Source organism: Caldisericum insulae (genome assembly GCF_047785965.1).
GTDB classification, from domain to species: Bacteria; Caldisericota; Caldisericia; order Caldisericales; family Caldisericaceae; genus Caldisericum; species Caldisericum exile_A.
Genome location: NZ_JBLOBF010000004.1, coordinates 1 through 17,504 on the forward strand (window position 1 = coordinate 1; position 17,504 = coordinate 17,504).

Genomic DNA, 17,504 nt, shown 5'->3' on the forward strand with positions numbered 1-17,504 from the left:
GGGATTGGAGGTAATACATTGAAGTGAAGGCAAGGCCCCGAAAGTAAAAAAGGGGGAAAGCGGGAAAAGAGGGGATGAAAAGGAATATTTTTATAAAGAATATTGATAAATTTTTAAAAAGTGCTACAATGTTTTTGATTGGAGGTGTAGCAAAAACGAAAAAAGTAATCATTTTGACACTAATTGGCATGCTTTTGTTAACATTATTGGGAGTCGTTCCCCAATCAAATCAAAATACTTTAGCTTCTAATCAGTCTCCTGCACTTGCAAGTGATGTTATAACACCATACATTAGCGAGGGTGATCTTTCCATGTTAGAAAGCGCAGCAAAAGTTTACGAAGAATTATTAACAAGCTCGCAAAACAAGACATTTGATTCATTATTGAACGTCCTTTCTAATGAGAGCAAGACATTTAACGAACTTATTAGCGGTAAAACTGTTATTGTAAATGTGCCTCAAGGAAATAAGCCCCCAATTAAACCTGAATGGCACATTTACATTCCAATCAGTGGCTCCGTCCCTAAGCACAGTCAACGGGACTACGGGCCATATTCAAACGCAGATTGGATAAATATATCGTTAAATTACTGGCCAAACTACACAATCACTTTGTATATAACTGACATAACCAACAACACCATTGTAGCAAGGGTAACAACTGCAAATGGAAGCGTCAGTTTATCATCTAATTTGAACCGTGAGCACAGTTATGATGTCCACATATTCAACGCTGGAAGCGGAGATGTTTCTTACTCTGGACAAATAACTCTATCAATTAAGTAGCGATATCAGTATGCAAAAGAGATAGAAGCAGCTAGTTCTAACGAGCCTTCCTTGTATATATAGTTGAAGTACGAAATAAAAGGAATGTGTCACAGAAAGAATTCATGAAGAAAATAAGAACAAGTCAATCTGCTATAGCAAGATTCAAGAGGAGCAAGATTAATTCCACATTGGAGTACGTTTTATGGCTTGCAGATGCTTTTAATACTTGACTCAAAAAATATTTAAAAGAGCAAAATATCGCCTTCTCAAAACAACAGATTATTCCAACACTTGAAGTGCGTAATTTATATCACTCACAGTTTGGTAAGCACGGATTTCGAATCGTATTTCCCCAAAAACCTTTCTTTTTACAACTATACAATCGGAAAAAACACTCCTTATGCTCTTAACTTTAATTTCTTTTTATTTTAATACCTATATAGTGAAACAGAAAATAGAAAAAAATATCTATACTTATGAAGTAGTTTGTTACTAAGACAAGAAAAAGAAACAGCCAAGACAGAGAAAAATTTGCCTTGGCAGAGTTAATCCTGAAACGAAGCAGTAAAGACAGATAGAATGATCTTAAATCTCTACTCTTTTCATAACTATGCTGGTGTAGGTATGTTGTTTCCCTTCCTCTTATCCTCTTTGTTTTAACAAAACTATTTGTTTCAATGTCAATTCTTCCAAGATACTTCCTCTCTTGCCTTGGCTCTTTATCCCAATGGTTTATTGCCTCATAAATGTAATGTGGTTTCCTACTTTTTGCCTCACAGTATAGCTAATAACCATAAAACGAAAAAGTCAAAAGAACTATGATAGATTTTTAAAAAGATTTACATAAGTTTACTCAATACATGGTTAAGAAGAAAAAGGAATTTTGGGAAATCCAACCTTCATAAAATTTTCTGCTTATACTTGAAGTCCATAAAATTAAAAGTACTGAAAAGAAAGGCGAATTAAAGGTAGTTCATCACATAATAATGGACTTAGCGTGAGCATGGGCAAAATCTTTTTAACCCAAAAAGAGCACATACAGAAGCTCCAGTTACACCAAAGAAAATAAAGGGCTTTTTCCCGATAAATTTCACTATACTACCATTTACGGAAGTTGAACCAGTTGCTATAATCAAATCGCTCCAGGCAAGTGCTTTGTCAGTTTTTTCTGGGCCTAAAATTTTTACTCCAGATTTTTCTTTCCCAATGTTGTCGTGGTCAAGGTCAATCACTTTAATCTCAAACAATTGAGAGAGCCTACTAACCATTGCAGGTTGATAACCAATGAATGCTATTTTAGGATTAACAAAATTAGCTTCAATATGTTTTGAAAGTCTTTCCGCACAAATTTCTGGTTCGTCATTCTTGCAATGAACTGTGTTTGTAATGTAGCCAAAATGACGCATAATTGCATTTAGACTTGCAATAAATATAGCTCTTTCAGAATTATTCAAAAGCGACATTTCAAGCAAATCAAAAACTGTGCCTTCAAAATTTGAGGGACTATCTGTAAAAGCTTGCCCTTTGCTTTGCCTGAAAGTTGCTTCAATCATAAATTCCTTTCCTTTAAGTAATGGAAAATCCTTCCGCATTGGCTCTCCTATAGCCTCTTTAGGGAGAAGCGGTCTTGCAAAAATAACACTCAATTTATCATTTTCTATATTATGTTTCTTAACTATCTCTTTAAATTTAATTTTTAACTCTTCATAGAAATTTACACCGTCCATAATGACCTCCTACTTGTTAAATAATTTAATCTTGCCTTAGAATTCCTCCAAGTCCCCAAGAGGCTATTTCTCTTTTTGTAATTTTTTCTTTTACCAAAATTCTTGGAAGGATAAAATCCAAAAAAGACTTTTTAAAACTTATGAATCCTGCTGATATACCAAGGAGAGGAATATCTCCAATTGAAGCAATTAGGCTCATTGAAGCAGGATTTACAGGCACACCATATCTCAAAATCTTCCCACCTGCCTCCTTTATACTCGATGCAGTTGCATCATCAGGGTCAGGTCCCATTCCACCAGTTAAAATAATTGCTTCTACCTTTCTTTGGATTGCCTCGTCAATTGCTTTTTTAATCTCCGTTTTATCATCTCTTACAATTTTATTAAAAACAACTTGAGCGCCGTAAGATTTGAGTTTCTCAATTACCTTTTCTGTTGCCGCATCTTCTACCAATCCGTAATAAACTTCAGAACCGGTTACAATGACACCGAACCTTTTGATCATTGGTTTTACAACTCGTAAAGCGCTTTTATTATCTTTTTTGAGATCCTTTCCTATACTTTCTATTTTATCTAACAATCTTTCATTTGTTTCAATAGAGGTTATCTTACACTTCGCAACTTGCTGATTTTCCGAAACTAAAGAGTAATTTTCTATTGTTGTGAGAATTGTCCTATTAAAACCATTTATTTTCTTTGCTATTTTATCGTCTCCCAAAAAGATTCCGCTTTCTTTAGCTTTTATGATAGCCCACCCTTCGCTTGGCCCTGAAACATAAAGACTTTCGTCAATTAGTGAGTTCGCAATTCTTAACGAGGCTTCATCCTGATGAATAAATCCTTCTTGTTTTTCATAAATCCAAACATATTCTTTTCCAATCATTCTAAGCATATCAAGATCCTTCTTACTTATCACATGCCCTGTTCTAAATAGAGGACCTTTGTATTTTTGTGGTATAATTTGCGTCACATCTGCACCAAGCGGAAGACCAACTGCATCTTCGATTTTAACCTTTTTAATCATTTTCAACACCTTCTTTGTTTAAGTTTTTGTCATAAGGAATTAAGTGAATGTTCTTTGGTTCTATTTCTAATGTCACACTATCTCCTGCCCTAAGATTAAGTTCCTCAAAATCTTTTGCTGACATTAAAGAAACAATATTTACTCCAATATCTATATCAAACCTAACAAAAAATCCCTTTTCTAAAATTTTGACAACTGTACCCTCAAACTCGTTAATTTTATTCTCCTTATATTTTTTAAGTACCACATTTTCTGGTCTTATTGAAAGATACACTTTCCCCTCTGCTTTTTCATAGGTAAAAAAATTTAATTCTTGGTTAATAGAAACAAAAGAGCCTTTTTTATCCAATGTTCCAATGCCTTCGAAAATGTTTTCTATTCCTGTAAGTTCTGCAACAAATTTTGACCGAGGAAATGTAAAAATCTCTTTAGGAGTTCCAATTTGTTCAATTGTTCCATTCTTCATCACTGCAATTCTATCGGAGAGGAAAAGTGCTTCTTCAAAATCATGGGTCACATGTATAACAGTTAATAAGAATTTCTTCTTTATCCTATCCAAATTTTTCCAAACAACTCTTTTAATGCTTGCATCCAGAGAAGATGTAGGTTCATCAAGCAGAAGTAGTTTTGGATTTCTAATTAAAGCCCTTGCAAGTGCTACCCTTTGCTTTTCACCTTGAGAAAGCGTAGAAGGATGTCTATTTAATAGGTGTTTTATGTTAAGAAATTCTATGACTTCTTCGTCTAATTGAACTTTGCCTAAGGTAATATTTTCGTAGACTGTAAGATGTGGAAGCAAAAGATAATCTTGTGGAACATAGCCAATTCCTCTGTCTTTAGGGTGGATATTTGTAATTTCTGTATTATTTAAAATAATCTTTCCGTTACTAACTCTGTATCTTCCTGCAATCGTTTCAAGGAGAAGAGTTTTTCCTGAACCTGTTGTTCCCAAGACTGTGAAATATTCGCCTTTTTGAACGGAGAGATTTATATCTTTTAGAGAAAAATTTCCGAACTTAATACTTAGGTTTTCAATAACTAACATTTCTTTCAAAAGCACCTCTTACCATGAAAAGAATCAAAAAAGAGATTATAATCATTAATACTCCTGTACTTACTGCAAAATCCATATCACCAGAGGCAATTCCTAAGAATATAGCAATTGGGAAAGTTTCTGTCCTCATTTTGGTTGCCCCTGCTATCATAAGAGTTGCACCAAACTCTGCAATAGCCCTGCTCCATCCTGTAATTAAACCAGTGAAAATTCCATCTTTTGCTAAGGGAATAATAATTTTTTTAAAAACCTCAAAGTCGGAGAGTCCCATTGACTTTCCAATAAATTCGTATCTTTTACTTATTTTTGAAAACACAACCTCTATATTTCTTTCAACATATGGAGTTATCACAATGAACTGTGCAAAGACAACACCAAGTGGCGAAAAAAGAAATTGAATACCTATTTTCTCAAACAATGAACCAACTTTCCCGCCAAAGAGAATCAAATATGCAAGTCCCAAAACAAGAGGAGGAAGAAAAATTGGAATATCCATTATATCCTTTATTATTTCCTTTCCCAAAAAATCGTTTTTAGAAAGAACATAGGCAATAGGAATTGAAAATAAAAGTGATATTAAAAGCGAGATTGAAGAAGTTAGCAAAGAAAACTTTAAGGAAAATAGAAATTCCTTTGACTTAAAAGTTTTTAACAAAATGTAAGGATTAACTCTTAAAAAGAGCGAAGAAACGCCAGATACAACAATGATAACAAAAACTATCAAAAATATTTGTGCTATTGAATCAAATTTCCTCATTTATTTATAACTTCGTAACCATATTTCTTGAATATGTTGATACCTTCGTCTGAAAGGACGAAATTCATAAATTTTTCCGCCCCCTCTTTATTCTCTGAAAACTTCAATATTGAAATTGGCACTTTTTCTACAATAAGATATTGTTTCTCAATTGGGATTGCCTCTACATTTTTACCAAATTGTGATTCGGCAGTTTTCCAAACGATTGATGCGTCAATATCAGTTGTATCAACATCGAGAACCAGCTTGTTGACAGTACCTTCTCTTACAACAACATTTTTTAAAACCTCATTGTATATTCCCGCCTTCTCAAACATCTTTTTGGTGATTGGTCCAATTGACAGTGATGTTTCATCACCCAAAGCAAGCTTTAAGCCTGGAGATTTTAAATCAAGAAGACCTCTTATATTCTTAGGGTTTCCTTTTTTAACAACTATTACAGGCTCGTGATATACAAACTCTACACCCTTTTCTATAAAGCCTTTTTCTTCGGCCTTTTTGTAGTGATCTAAGCCTCCCGGCATAAAGATGTCGCCCTTTTTCGTGTTTTCAATTTGAGCAAGCAAAGTTCCGCTTCCTCCATAAATCACATTTACGGTAATACCAGTCTTCTTGTTATAGATATCAACAATTTCATCGACAGGTCCTTTTAATCCAGCTCCAGCATACATAAGAATAGGTAATTTTGATTCCTTTTTGCAGGAAGCAAAACCAACAAGCGCAATAAGTGTTGACATTGCTAAAAGAATCTTTCTAAGCGTTTTTCCCATTTTTATCTCCTTATAGCATTTTCTTGGTAATAATTATATCTATAAAGTTGCCAAAGTCAAGACATTTTTCAATTCTACAATTTAGAACCTTGCTAAACAAAATGAAGGAAATTGAATACTTTGTAATGATTTTTGGTGACCTTCAATAAAAGTTTGTGTTTCCTATGAATATTGGTGATTGACATTTTAAAACATTACAAGGAGGATTCTTATATTTCTTGCAAAAGAAGGGTAAAATTTTTTGCAAAAAGATTGTTTTATAAGGCAAAAATCACTTCAATAATTATAATACTATAATACTTTGGATTAAATTAATTTTAAAGTTGAATAACTCAAAGAGATTTTAGTCGAAGATAGAGTTTTGTGTAAAAGCATTACAAGAATAGTTTTAATTGTGTAAAAATGCAATTTTTTAAAATATAATTTAAAACACTTCAATTATTATTATCCTGTAAAGGTTTATCTTAAACACTCAGTAAGAAAGAAATAGTGTTTAACTTATTTTTCTTAATTTTTTTACTTATTCTTTCATTTTGTAATCTCGGCTTAAATTTTTCCGTTAATATAGTTGTTAACACGTTAAGTGAAATGCTGTATTACTCAATAGGTATGGTTCTTCATAAAGCCAAGAGAAATTGGTTTATAGGAATAAGAACGCCTTGGATACTTTCACCCGATACGGTTTGGGAAAAAACTCATAAACAAGGGGGCATTACTAACAAGGGTGCATTACTTTTTAAGATATTTAGTAATTTTCCTATTTCGAATATAGCAAAGAACAGAAAAATGCTATATAATGAAGCATAGGAGGTGAATTATGCCGTTAGTAAGAACTGATGAACTATTTAAAAAGGCATACGGAAAGTATGCAATTGGTGCATTTAACGTAAATAATATGGAGATTCTTCAAGGTGTAATTGAAGCAGCAAAGGAAGAAAGATCTCCTGTAATTCTTCAAATCTCAAAGGGTGCAAGAAATTATGCAAAGCTTGTCTATCTTATGAAACTCATTGAGGCAGCTACAATTGATGCACCTGAAATTCCCATTGCAGTACATCTTGATCATGGCGATTCGTTTGAACTTTGCAAAGAAGTTATTGATGCAGGATTTACATCTGTTATGATCGATGGATCTCATCTGCCATTTGAGGAAAATGTCGCCCTTACTAAGAAGGTTGTTGATTATGCACATTCAAAAGGTGTAGTTGTAGAGGGTGAATTAGGAAAACTCCAGGGAATTGAGGAGCATGTCGTTTCGGATGAGGCTGTTTATACAGATCCCGATAAGGCAGTTGAATTTGTTGAAAGGACTGGCGTTGATTCTCTCGCAATTGCAATTGGAACTTCACATGGTGCATATAAATTCAAAGGGGAACCAAAACTTGATTTTGAAAGACTTCAAGAAATTGCAAAGAGACTTCCAGGATTCCCATTGGTATTACATGGTGCTTCATCTGTGCTTCCTCAGTATGTTGAAAAAATTAATAAGTATGGTGGAAAAATTGGAGATGCAAAAGGAGTACCTGAAGATATGTTAAGGAAAGCAACCACAATGGGAATTACAAAGATAAACATTGATACAGACCTTAGACTTGCGATGACTGCAACAATAAGAGAAATCTTTGCACTCCATCCAGAAGAATTTGATCCACGAAAGTATCTTGGACCAGCAAGAGATGAGATAAAGAATCTTGTGAAACACAAGATTAGAGATGTATTAGGTTCATCGAATACGATTTAGATCAAATCGTAGATTTGAAATTTGAATAAAGGGGGCTATTCGGCCCTCTTTAGTTTTATTCAAAATGGCCTATATTATTTAAGTTAAGAAAAATTAATAAAAATAAGTTAGAGCGTTTATAAATCAAAAGCTAAGAAAGATATGTTTTTGGTAAGAGCGAATTTATCATTGCAAATTTCTGAAATAGGTGTATTATAGGTTACTATCGTAAAAAGATAGAATTTTTTAAGAAGGTTGGTAAGTAAGAATGGAAAGATTCAGAGGAACAGTCAAGTGGTTTAACGCTCAGAAAGGATTTGGTTTCATTGTCCCAGATGATGGAAGCAAAGACTTATTTGTCCACTACTCTTCAATTAAGGCTAATGGTTTTAGATCCTTAAAAGAAGGCGACAAGGTCGAGTACGAAGTAGAAAAAACTGATAAAGGTGCAAAAGCTGTCAACGTTACAATTATATAGTTTGACCGATTGACTAAAAAGTTGCCCGGGTTTTCCCGGGCAATAATTATTTTAGAAGAAAAAAATCCTAAATTCTAACATAATTTTTATTATTGTAAGAAACTTATAGAAGGAGGAGTATCTTTTCTAAATAGTTCAAGGAGACCTTTGTCTTTTGATTAACTTCGGAGATTCCTCGTGGCTTCGCCACTTCGGAATGACAACCATTTTGAGGGGGCAACAAACCGCCCCCTCAATGCTCCCCCAAAAACGCAGTCATTTCGACGAACGTAGTGAGGAGAAATCTCCTCTTTTGGGAAAGTTCAAAAGGGGGATGTGCCCCCTTCCATCGATTGTCATTTCGAAGGAGCGTAAGCGACTGAGAAATCTCCTCTTTTGGGAAAGTTCGAATGGGGACTTTTAACCCCTTCGAATAATAAGAAATCTCCTCTTTTTGGGAAAGTTGGAAGGGGGACTTTTACTTCCTCCAATTGTAAACAGAGGAGATATCTTGCTTCGCTCGATATGACAACCATTTTGAGGGGGCAACAACCCCCCTCAAAACTCCCCAAAAACGCAGTCATTTCGACGAACGTAGTGAGGAGAAATCTCCTCCTTTTGGGGTAGTTCGAAGGGGACTTTTACCCCTTCGATTAAAAGGGAGAGTTTCCTCTTTTTACAGGTGGAGTAGTAAAAGCATTTTTATTCTTAAAAACCTTTAAGATTCTTTTTTAAGGCACTCCTTTAGTTTTAGTAAAATAATATCTTTTTGATTATTCCTTAAATTTTTAAAATTAACAAAATTTAATAATTTCATAAATAACTTAGATTATATAAATAATTTTTAGCAATAATATGGTTATTTTATGGGTTGTTTTCTTCACAATTTTATCACATTTTTGCTATAATATATAGCGACGATAGATCAATCAAAGTCTATCAATCAAATTGGTCAGCAAAGGCCTGCGTTTCCCTCCTCCTTTTCGCAGGCTTTTGCTTTTTTAATTTAAAGAGAATGATTTTTCAACGCACTTTCTACCAATTCAATGTCGATTGAAAAAATTCTATCTGTATTTGCAAATTCGACTAAGGAACGGACTTTTTCGAATATCTCTTTTGTGCCTGAGCCCATAATATTGTAATTATTTTCCTCTTTTAAAACCATCTCAAGCGCCTGTGTTCCAACAATTAACTCTATTGCAATTACTTTTCTTAAATTATCAAGTACTTTTCGAGCCTTTATAACGGCGTTCATCCCCATGCTAACAAAATCTTCTTGATCAGCTGAAACAGGTATTGAATCAACACTTGCAGGGTGTGATAGTACTTTGTTTTCAGAAACAAGAGATGCTGCCGTATATTGTAAAATCATCATCCCAGACTCAACGCCAGGGTTATTTGCTAAAAATGGTTTAAGACCACTCAAAGTAGGATTCAAAGCTCTGTTAATTTGTCTTTCAATCATAGATGAGAGGCTTGTCAAAATGATCGAGAATAGATCCATCAAGAAAGAGAGAGGTTGTGCATGAAAATTTCCACCAGAGATGACTGTTCCGTCTTCAAAAATAAGAGGATTATCAGTTGATGCGTTAATTTCTCTTTGAAGAAAGCTTTCTATGTAAGAAATATTTTCAAAAACTGCCCCGTAAACCTGAGGTATGCAGCGCAAGGTATATGCATCCTGCACCTTAGAGGAAGTATTGACGAGTTTGCTTTCTTTTATGACTTCAAGGAACTTTTCGCTCACAAGTTTTTGGGACTTGGAATTTCGTACTTCATGAATCCTATGGTCAAAAGCAGAAGTTAACCCGCGTAAGGCTTCAAAAACTGTAGCAACTGACTTAATTGCAACATTAAAAAGGTAATTTGCTTCATAAACAAGCAAAGTTGATACACCTGCCTCAAATGAAGTTCCATTAATTAGAGCAAGACCCTCCTTTGGCGAAAAATTTTTCAGGGGTTTAAAACCATAAAATGAATAAACTTCGCTAAAATTTTCAATTCTTCTATCTTTTAAAACACGACCCTTACCTAAAAGCAGGAGTGCAATATGAGCAAGAGGCGCAAGATCACCTGAGGCACCAACTGATCCATATAGCGGAACATAGGGATAAATTCTCTTGTTAAGTATCTCTATTAATTTTTCCAAAGTTTCTTTTCTTATCCCAGAATATCCCTTGGAAAGAGAATTTGCCCGTACTAAAATTGCAGCCCTTACTTCATTTTCATTAAAAGGCTCACCAATTCCTGAAGAATGACTTAAAATTAGGTTTTCTTGAAGTTGAGAAAGCTCATCTTGTCCTATTGTAACTTCTGCGAGTTTTCCAAATCCTGTATTTATGCCATAAACAGGGCGATTTTCTTTTACAATTCTTTCTACAATTTCAGAAGATTTTTCTACTCGCTTTAACGCATCTTTTTTTATTGAAACTTCATAGAAATCGTTTGAAACTTTAACAACATCGCCAATGGTAAGATTATGTCCATCAATACTAATTGAATTTTTCATCGAGAATACTCTCCAATTCTTCAAAAGATCTAATGTATGGTTCTACTTGAACGTTATCTTTTCCTTTTGCATATAGAATTGCGTTAAAACCATAAGATTTTGCACCCATAAAATCAAGGTTAAAAGAATCGCCAATATGAACAATAGCTTCTTTTTCGAGATTTAACAAATTTCTTGCATGCTCAAAAACCCTTGGATCTGGTTTTCGCGCTCGGATTTCATCAGAAAAAATAAAATGAGAAAAGTAATCCCTTATACCGTATATTTCAAGGATATTTAAAAGGACACTTCCGGGAGTTCTTCCTGTGTTTGAGATAAGAGCAAGAGTATACCTTTTGCTTAATCTCATAAGTACTTTGGGAATGGATTGCTCCGTTAGAACTGGTGGATTTTCAAGAATTACAGTTTTGTAGTATTCAACTATTTTTTCAAATTGCGATCCTGTGTATGGAACCTTTAGATAGTTTTCAAGAAGCATCTTCACTTGATCTTCAGGAAGAATTGACCATGAATTTTCAGGTGATGGGTGCTTAAAGGCTTCTGTTAGATCTGTAAAGAAATGCATAATTTCATCAATTTTATCTTCGTTGAGTTTCAATTCCTCGATAATAAATTTTGCACGTTTTTTATCTCTATCAATTTCGTTTGAATCTCTATCCTCTATAAGTGTTTCCCAAAGGTCAATTGTTAGTGCTTTAATCACTTTTCCAAAGCCTCCTTAAATGCAAAAGAATTTTCTGTTCTACCTATTATAAATATTACGTCGCCTTCAAGAAATTTTTCTTGTGCGCTATGCGAAACAATTAAGTCTTCGCCTCTCCTTGTTGCAATAACGGACACACCAAATCTTTTTCTCAAAGCAAGTTCTAATAGCGTTTTTCTTATGAGATCCTTATGAATGACCTTATACTCAAGGATATCAATCTCAGGGGAATTTTCTATATAATCAAGGATATTTGCTGAAGTAATTCTATTTGCAGTTCGAACTCCCATCTCTTTCTCTGGAGTCACAACTTCCTTTACGCCAATTTTCCTTAAAACTCGTCCATGTATTTGAGAGTTTGCCTTTGCTATAATATGATTTATCCCTAATTCCTCAAGGACAAGTGCAATAAGTACGCTTGATTCTACATCACCAACTGCAATTATTACTGTATCGCAGTTCTTAATTCCAGTTTCTTCAAGTGCTTCAGGATTTGTTGCGTCAACAATTTCAGCAAAAGATACCTTGTCTTTTATTGCATCGATTACAGTCTCATCATAATCAATAGCAAGGACTGGATATCCCAAACTTTCAAGGCTTAATGCAACGGCAGTGCCAAATTTTCCAAGTCCTATAACTCCAAATTGCTTTTTCATAACTGTCTTCCTATCCTACAGCAATATCCTCTTCTGGGTATTGAGGTATTGCATGAGTTTTTCTAAAACCGAAACTCACCATCATGGTTAATTGTCCAACTCTCCCTATAAACATTATAAGAATAATTACCAATCCTGCAAATGTTGATAAATGAGGTGCGATTCCTGTTGTAAGCCCTACTGTTCCAAAGGCGGAGGTTACTTCAAATAAAACCTTTAGGAAAGAAGATTCATTCCCTTGATTAAAAAGAATGAGGAATATCGAAATAAGAATTAGTGTTAAAGCAAAACAAAATATGAAAACCGCCTTTCTAATCGTTTTTAGCGGTATTGTCCTTCGGGAAATTACGATCGGGGTAAGTTCTCTATAAGCATTTACCATAAGGAATACAAGGATCATAAATGTTGTTGTCTTTATTCCTCCTACAGTTCCTCTGAGAGAACCACCTATAAGCATAAGAACGGTAAGAAGCAAAATGGTTGGTTGATTTAGACTTGCAATATCAATCGTGTTAGACCCTACTGTCCTTGGAGTAATCGACTTAAAGAAATTTGCATGGATCTTTCCATAAAGTTGAAGTTTTCCAAGTGTGCTTGGATTTTTATATTCAATAAGTAGCATTTTCGTAATTTTGACAGCCGGGTCATTAACAAATGGAATTAGACTTTTAAAGTTGCTCATTAGATCAAAACCGGCGTTGCAAAATACAGAAACTGAACGGAATATGGAAGCACCAATCGCTCTATAAAGTGGAAACATTCTTATAAACCTTAAAAACAGGACCAAAGCAGTAAGCCCCTCCATTGTAATAACCGTGCAAAAAACAGCTTCAGCAAAAAGTATTATTTTCGTAAGCGTGGAACATTAAGCCCTTCCATTAAAACTACTTATTCCCTCGATGCGGCTCTTCTTCGCAACCCGAATAATACAAATGTTGCAATGGTCATGTATCCAAGTAACCAACCTGAATAATAAGAATTATTAATTGTCCTAAAAACGACCAGTAATTGGACGTATCAACAACAAGTCCTGTTACAAATGATGCAGTAAATAACGCAGTAATTGGATTTGTAAACGTGTGGGATCTGCTTGCAAAAGGTAATGTCAAAAGTACTGCCTACGTTAGTATCACCCCTCCAAAACTTGCAAGAACGAACTGTAAAAGGGTCGGTTTCATTTTTTTCATATTTTTTTCAGTTTAATTGTATACGTTTTTTCATTTGCCTCAAGCGAATTTGAAATATCAAATTCTTCAAGATCTTCTTTTATTTCAGTTGATAACGTCTCTTCCTTAATGTAGTCTTCGAATTCTTTGATAATATCATCTTTTGGTGATATTGCAGTTATTATCCTATCTGCAATATCGTAGTTTGCTTCTTTTCTCATATTTTGAATTGTATGGATAATTTCACGTGATATTCCTTCTTTAATAAGATCATCCGTTAATGTCGTATCAAGAAAAACAAAATTGCCATTTTCAAAAGCACCAATATAGTTGTTTTTCCCTTTAACTTCAACGAAGACATCGCCCATTGTAAGTCTTAAAGGTTCATTATCAACTTCAATTTGCGCAAAACCTTCTTTTAAAAGTGCATTAATAACTTTTTGGTCTGAAAGATTCTGAACTATCTTAGGTAATTTGTTCCCGTAAGTTTGTCCAAGCACTGGAAGATTTGGCTTAAGATTTACTTCGCCATAAAGTTCTATTGAATTATCCAGTACAATTTCTTTTACATTCAACTCTTCCGCTATTACAGGTATATTCTCAATTACAAATTCCTTATGGACATCGCTATTAAGAACAACTACGAGCTTTGAAAGGGGTTGCCTTACCTTTATTTTAGAGTCTTTTCTGAGGCTTCTTCCCATTGAAGTAATTTCAATAACAAGTTCCATGTTCTCAATGAGGTTTTGATCGATTAAGGTTTCGTTTGGCTTTGGATAATCAGTTAAGTGAACGCTTTCAGGCATTTCAGGGTAAATTGTTCTAACGAGTCTTTGATAGAGGGATTCAGACAAGAATGGCGTGAAAGGTGCAAGGATATATGAAAGTTTTACAAGCACTTCATAAAGTGTAAGATAAGCAGAAATTTTGTCTTCATCATTTTCTGATTTCCAGAATCGCCTTCGCGAACGTCTCACATACCAGTTAGAAAGGTCATCTACAAATTTTTGAATATCCTTTGTAAGAGGTGTAATTTCAAATTTGTCAAACCTATCCCAAACCTCTTTGTTTATCTCCTCAACTCGTGCAATTATCCATTTATCGAGTATATGTCTTTCATTAACTGGAACATATTTAACATCTCTTGGATTAAACTTATCAAGATTTGCATACATTGAAAAGAAAGAATATACATTTCTCAAGGGAATTATAAATTCTTTCATTGCATCATTTACAACATTTGGGCCAAATCTTCTTGGAAGCCACGGAGGAGATGCAGTATAAATTGCCCACCTAAAGGCATCTGCGCCTTGCACATTGAGTATTGTCCATGGATCAATAACGTTGCCCTTGGATTTACTCATCTTTTGCCCTTTTTCGTCAAGAATGAGTTCAAGACACATTACAGTCTTGTATGGAGCAACACCTTTAACAAGTGTTGATATTGCAAGAAGAGAGTAAAACCAACCCCGCGTTTGGTCAATTGCTTCGGTTATGAAGTCTGCAGGGAAATTTTGTTCAAATTCCAGAACATTTTCAAATGGATAGTGAAGTTGTGCAAATGGCATTGCGCCAGAATCAAACCACACATCGATAACTTCGGGTACTCTTGACATTGTGCTACCACACTTAGGGCACTTTAAGTGAATTCTATCAACATATGGCTTGTGGAGTTCTATATCATCGGGCACTTCTTCTATCGCCTTTTCTTGCAATTCCTTTATACTTCCAATTGATTCAACATGACCACAATTTTCACACTTCCAGATGTTAAGTGGTGTTCCCCAGTATCGTTCCCTTGAGAGCGCCCAATCGTTAATATTTGCAAGCCAATTACCAAAGCGGCCGTATTTAATTGACTCAGGGAACCAATTAACGGTTTCATTGTTTTTGACAAGTTCCTCTCGTAGGGCTGACATCTTTATGAACCATGAGCCTTTTGCATAATAGAGAAGTGGTGTCCCACAACGCCAACAGAAGGGGTAATCGTGCTCATAGAGTTCTTTCTTGAATAAAAGTCCTCTTTTTTTCAAGTCTTCAATGAGTAATGGGTCTGCATCTTTTACAAATTTTCCTTTATAGGGTCCTTCGATTAATTTGCCTTCAAGATCAACAAGTTGAATCATCGGAAGATTATATGCTTTTCCAACATTTAGGTCGTCTTCACCAAAGGCAGGTGCAATATGGACAATTCCAGAGCCATCCTCATTTGTAACAAAGTCTGCAAGAACAACCCTAAATGCCTTCCCTTCGTCTTCATTATTTAACTCAATATATCTAAAAGGTGGTTCGTATTTTATGCCCTCAAGGTCTCTTCCTTTGAATTCATCTATTAATTTATAGTCAACACCCTCATGACCTAGTATTGCGTGTGCCCTTGTCTTTTCAAGGATAACTTTCTTTCCATCAAACTCAACTAAAATGTATGTAAATTCAGGATTTACAGCAGCGGCAACATTAGAGGGAAGAGTCCATGGAGTTGTAGTCCAAACAAGAAGATTTGTATCAGGGAATCTTTCGTCAACAACAGGGAAGAATACATAAATTGAAGGGTCTTTTACCTTTTTGTAACCAAGCGCAACTTCATGCGATGAGAGGGTTGTGCCGCATCTTGGGCAGTATGGAACAACCTTATGCCCTTCATAAAGGAGCCCTTTATTAAAAACTTCTTTCAAAATCCACCAAATTGTTTCAAGGTAATAATTTTCATAAGTCTTATAGGCATTTTTCATATCAAGCCAGAAACCAATTCGTTCTGTCATCTTTTCCCAATCATCAACATATTTCATAACAGATTCTTTACAAAGCTGATTGAACTTTTCAATGCCAAATTCTTCAATTTCTCTTTTTGTATGGATTCCAAGCATCTTTTCAACTTCGATTTCAACAGGTAATCCTTGGGTGTCCCATCCTCCTCGGCGTGGCACGTAATATCCAGTTAAAGATTTAAATCTTAAAACGGTATCCTTATAAATCCTTGAAAGCCCATGGTGGACACCTGGTTTTCCGTTTGCTGTAGGTGGTCCCTCATAAAAAACAAAACGAGGCTTGCCTTCCCTTATTTTAAGACTCTTCTCGAAAATTTTGTTTTCTCTCCAAAACTCAATTAGTTTTTCTTCTTCCTGAGGTATGTTTTTAACATCTTCCAATTTTTCAAATGGCATAGATAACCTCCACTTTATCAAATTAAATAATTATACTAAAAAAGAGTGCTAATTCAAAAAGTGATTTTTAAGACTATTCCGTTTTAATATTTTGTAATTTTGGAATATCTGTAAAATATATAAATGGAACTTAAAGAAATAAAGGAGCAAATTTTTTACATTGAAGATACAACAAACATAGGCTTGGTTGAACTTGGTAATGAATTCTTACTCATTGATGCAGGAATTGATAAGGATAAGGGAAAGAAAATCAAAAAAATTTTAGAGGAAAAAGGTATAAAACCTAAATACCTAATACTTACACATCACCATGCAGACCATACTGGTGGAGCAAGATTTTTAAAAGATTATTTTGGAATTACTGCTATATCAAGTAAATTGGAAAAGATCTTTATTGAGAACCCCATACTTGAGCCCATATATTTGTCTTTGGGGAGTAGTCCCAACAAAAATTTTCTTTCTAAATGGATAAGAAGTAGTGAAGTAGAAATCGATGTTGAGGCCGAAAACTTAAACCAAGATTCTTTCAAAAATCTTAAAATTCTCAATCTATCGGGACATTCAATTGGGATGATTGGCATATCTCTTGAAAATGTAGTGTTTTCTTCAGATGCTTTCTTCTCTAAGGAAGTGCTTGAAAAATATATAATTCCATATTTTCACGACTTAGAACAATTTGAGAATTCGATGAAGTCCTTAATATCTATGGATTATGAATACATTTTGCCTTCTCATGGGGTTCTTTACACGAAAAGTGAGGGCGATAAAATTATCAAACATAACCTAAAGCATGTTGAAGAAATTAAAGATAATATCCTAGACATGATTTCTGTTCCAAGGACAGTTGAAGAAATCTTTAAAGAGCTTCAAATTACCTTGCACGATCCCGTTGTTTACACTCTTATAGAAAGTTCCATAAGAGCAATACTCAATTATTTCATAAATAGAGATGAAGCTAACCAATTTGTAGAGAAAGAAAAGCTACTATACAAAAGAAAATAGGAAAGGCAATACACCTTTCCTATTCAAA

General features: G+C 34.5%; 17 protein-coding genes. 6 read left to right on the plus strand and 11 right to left on the minus strand.

Annotated features, from left to right (window positions below; translation table 11 throughout):
• Positions 1-74: 74 nt before the first annotated feature.
• Both ACMV0E_RS03760 and ACMV0E_RS03765 read left to right on the plus strand, forming a co-directional pair.
• Positions 75-785 carry a hypothetical protein gene (locus ACMV0E_RS03760; RefSeq protein WP_416085036.1) on the plus strand — a complete coding sequence of 237 codons (711 nt, stop codon included), beginning with the start codon at positions 75-77 and terminating at the stop codon, positions 783-785.
• Positions 786-844: 59 nt separating this feature from the next.
• Positions 845-997 (plus strand): helix-turn-helix domain-containing protein, encoded by a 153-nt coding sequence (locus tag ACMV0E_RS03765; protein WP_416085153.1) that lies wholly within the window; start codon positions 845-847, stop codon positions 995-997.
• A gap of 762 nt (positions 998-1,759) precedes the next feature.
• Here the strand turns inward: ACMV0E_RS03765 and ACMV0E_RS03770 are convergent.
• From ACMV0E_RS03770 to modA, 5 genes are read right to left on the minus strand one after another with little or no spacing between them, the layout of a single operon-like run.
• Positions 1,760-2,494 carry a Rossmann-like domain-containing protein gene (locus ACMV0E_RS03770; RefSeq protein ID WP_416085037.1) on the minus strand — a complete coding sequence of 245 codons (735 nt, stop codon included), beginning with the start codon at positions 2,492-2,494 and terminating at the stop codon, positions 1,760-1,762.
• A gap of 25 nt (positions 2,495-2,519) precedes the next feature.
• Positions 2,520-3,518: a molybdopterin-binding protein gene (locus ACMV0E_RS03775; protein WP_416085038.1), complete on the minus strand. Its 999-nt coding sequence runs from the start codon at positions 3,516-3,518 to the stop codon at positions 2,520-2,522.
• Entirely contained in the window at positions 3,511-4,563 is a 1,053-nt protein-coding gene (locus ACMV0E_RS03780) for an ABC transporter ATP-binding protein (protein WP_416085154.1), read from the minus strand. Before ACMV0E_RS03780 ends, ACMV0E_RS03775 begins: the two co-directional genes overlap by 8 nt.
• Positions 4,550-5,329 (minus strand): ABC transporter permease, encoded by a 780-nt coding sequence (locus ACMV0E_RS03785; RefSeq protein ID WP_416085039.1) that lies wholly within the window; start codon positions 5,327-5,329, stop codon positions 4,550-4,552. Before ACMV0E_RS03785 ends, ACMV0E_RS03780 begins: the two co-directional genes overlap by 14 nt.
• A complete protein-coding gene (gene modA / locus ACMV0E_RS03790) occupies positions 5,326-6,099 on the minus strand; it encodes a molybdate ABC transporter substrate-binding protein (protein ID WP_416085040.1) in 774 nt (257 codons plus the stop codon). Before modA ends, ACMV0E_RS03785 begins: the two co-directional genes overlap by 4 nt.
• A 609-nt stretch (positions 6,100-6,708) precedes the next feature.
• On the opposite strand from modA, the gene ACMV0E_RS03795 reads away from it, so the two are divergent.
• The 3 genes from ACMV0E_RS03795 to ACMV0E_RS03805 all read left to right on the plus strand — a co-directional run bounded on the left by ACMV0E_RS03795 (position 6,709) and on the right by ACMV0E_RS03805 (position 8,297).
• Positions 6,709-6,906 (plus strand): SdpI family protein, encoded by a 198-nt coding sequence (locus ACMV0E_RS03795; RefSeq protein ID WP_416085155.1) that lies wholly within the window; start codon positions 6,709-6,711, stop codon positions 6,904-6,906.
• A gap of 10 nt (positions 6,907-6,916) precedes the next feature.
• Positions 6,917-7,840 (plus strand): class II fructose-1,6-bisphosphate aldolase, encoded by a 924-nt coding sequence (gene fba / locus ACMV0E_RS03800; protein WP_416085041.1) that lies wholly within the window; start codon positions 6,917-6,919, stop codon positions 7,838-7,840.
• 247 nt (positions 7,841-8,087) lie between these two features.
• Positions 8,088-8,297, plus strand: a complete 210-nt coding sequence (locus tag ACMV0E_RS03805; protein WP_416085042.1) for a cold-shock protein — start codon at positions 8,088-8,090, stop codon at positions 8,295-8,297.
• A 985-nt stretch (positions 8,298-9,282) separates the two neighbouring features.
• On the opposite strand, the gene hutH is transcribed toward ACMV0E_RS03805, so the two are convergent.
• From hutH to ileS, 6 genes are all read right to left on the minus strand, one after another.
• Positions 9,283-10,785 (minus strand): histidine ammonia-lyase, encoded by a 1,503-nt coding sequence (hutH, locus tag ACMV0E_RS03810; protein WP_416085043.1) that lies wholly within the window; start codon positions 10,783-10,785, stop codon positions 9,283-9,285.
• A complete protein-coding gene (locus ACMV0E_RS03815) occupies positions 10,769-11,488 on the minus strand; it encodes an HAD family hydrolase (RefSeq protein WP_416085044.1) in 720 nt (239 codons plus the stop codon). Before ACMV0E_RS03815 ends, hutH begins: the two co-directional genes overlap by 17 nt.
• A complete protein-coding gene (locus ACMV0E_RS03820) occupies positions 11,485-12,144 on the minus strand; it encodes a potassium channel family protein (protein WP_416085045.1) in 660 nt (219 codons plus the stop codon). Before ACMV0E_RS03820 ends, ACMV0E_RS03815 begins: the two co-directional genes overlap by 4 nt.
• Before the next feature lie 10 nt (positions 12,145-12,154).
• A complete protein-coding gene (locus ACMV0E_RS03825; RefSeq protein ID WP_416085046.1) occupies positions 12,155-12,931 on the minus strand; it encodes a potassium transporter TrkG in 777 nt (258 codons plus the stop codon).
• Between the two features lie 157 nt (positions 12,932-13,088).
• Complete coding sequence (locus tag ACMV0E_RS03830; protein WP_416085047.1) at positions 13,089-13,253, minus strand: hypothetical protein; 165 nt, start codon at positions 13,251-13,253, stop codon at positions 13,089-13,091.
• A gap of 74 nt (positions 13,254-13,327) precedes the next feature.
• Positions 13,328-16,474, minus strand: coding sequence for an isoleucine--tRNA ligase (gene ileS, locus ACMV0E_RS03835; protein WP_416085048.1), 3,147 nt, complete (start codon positions 16,472-16,474; stop codon positions 13,328-13,330).
• Between the two features lie 123 nt (positions 16,475-16,597).
• Between ileS and ACMV0E_RS03840 the strand changes: the two genes are divergently transcribed.
• Positions 16,598-17,476: an MBL fold metallo-hydrolase gene (locus ACMV0E_RS03840; RefSeq protein ID WP_416085049.1), complete on the plus strand. Its 879-nt coding sequence runs from the start codon at positions 16,598-16,600 to the stop codon at positions 17,474-17,476.
• The last annotated feature ends 28 nt before the right edge of the window (positions 17,477-17,504 follow it).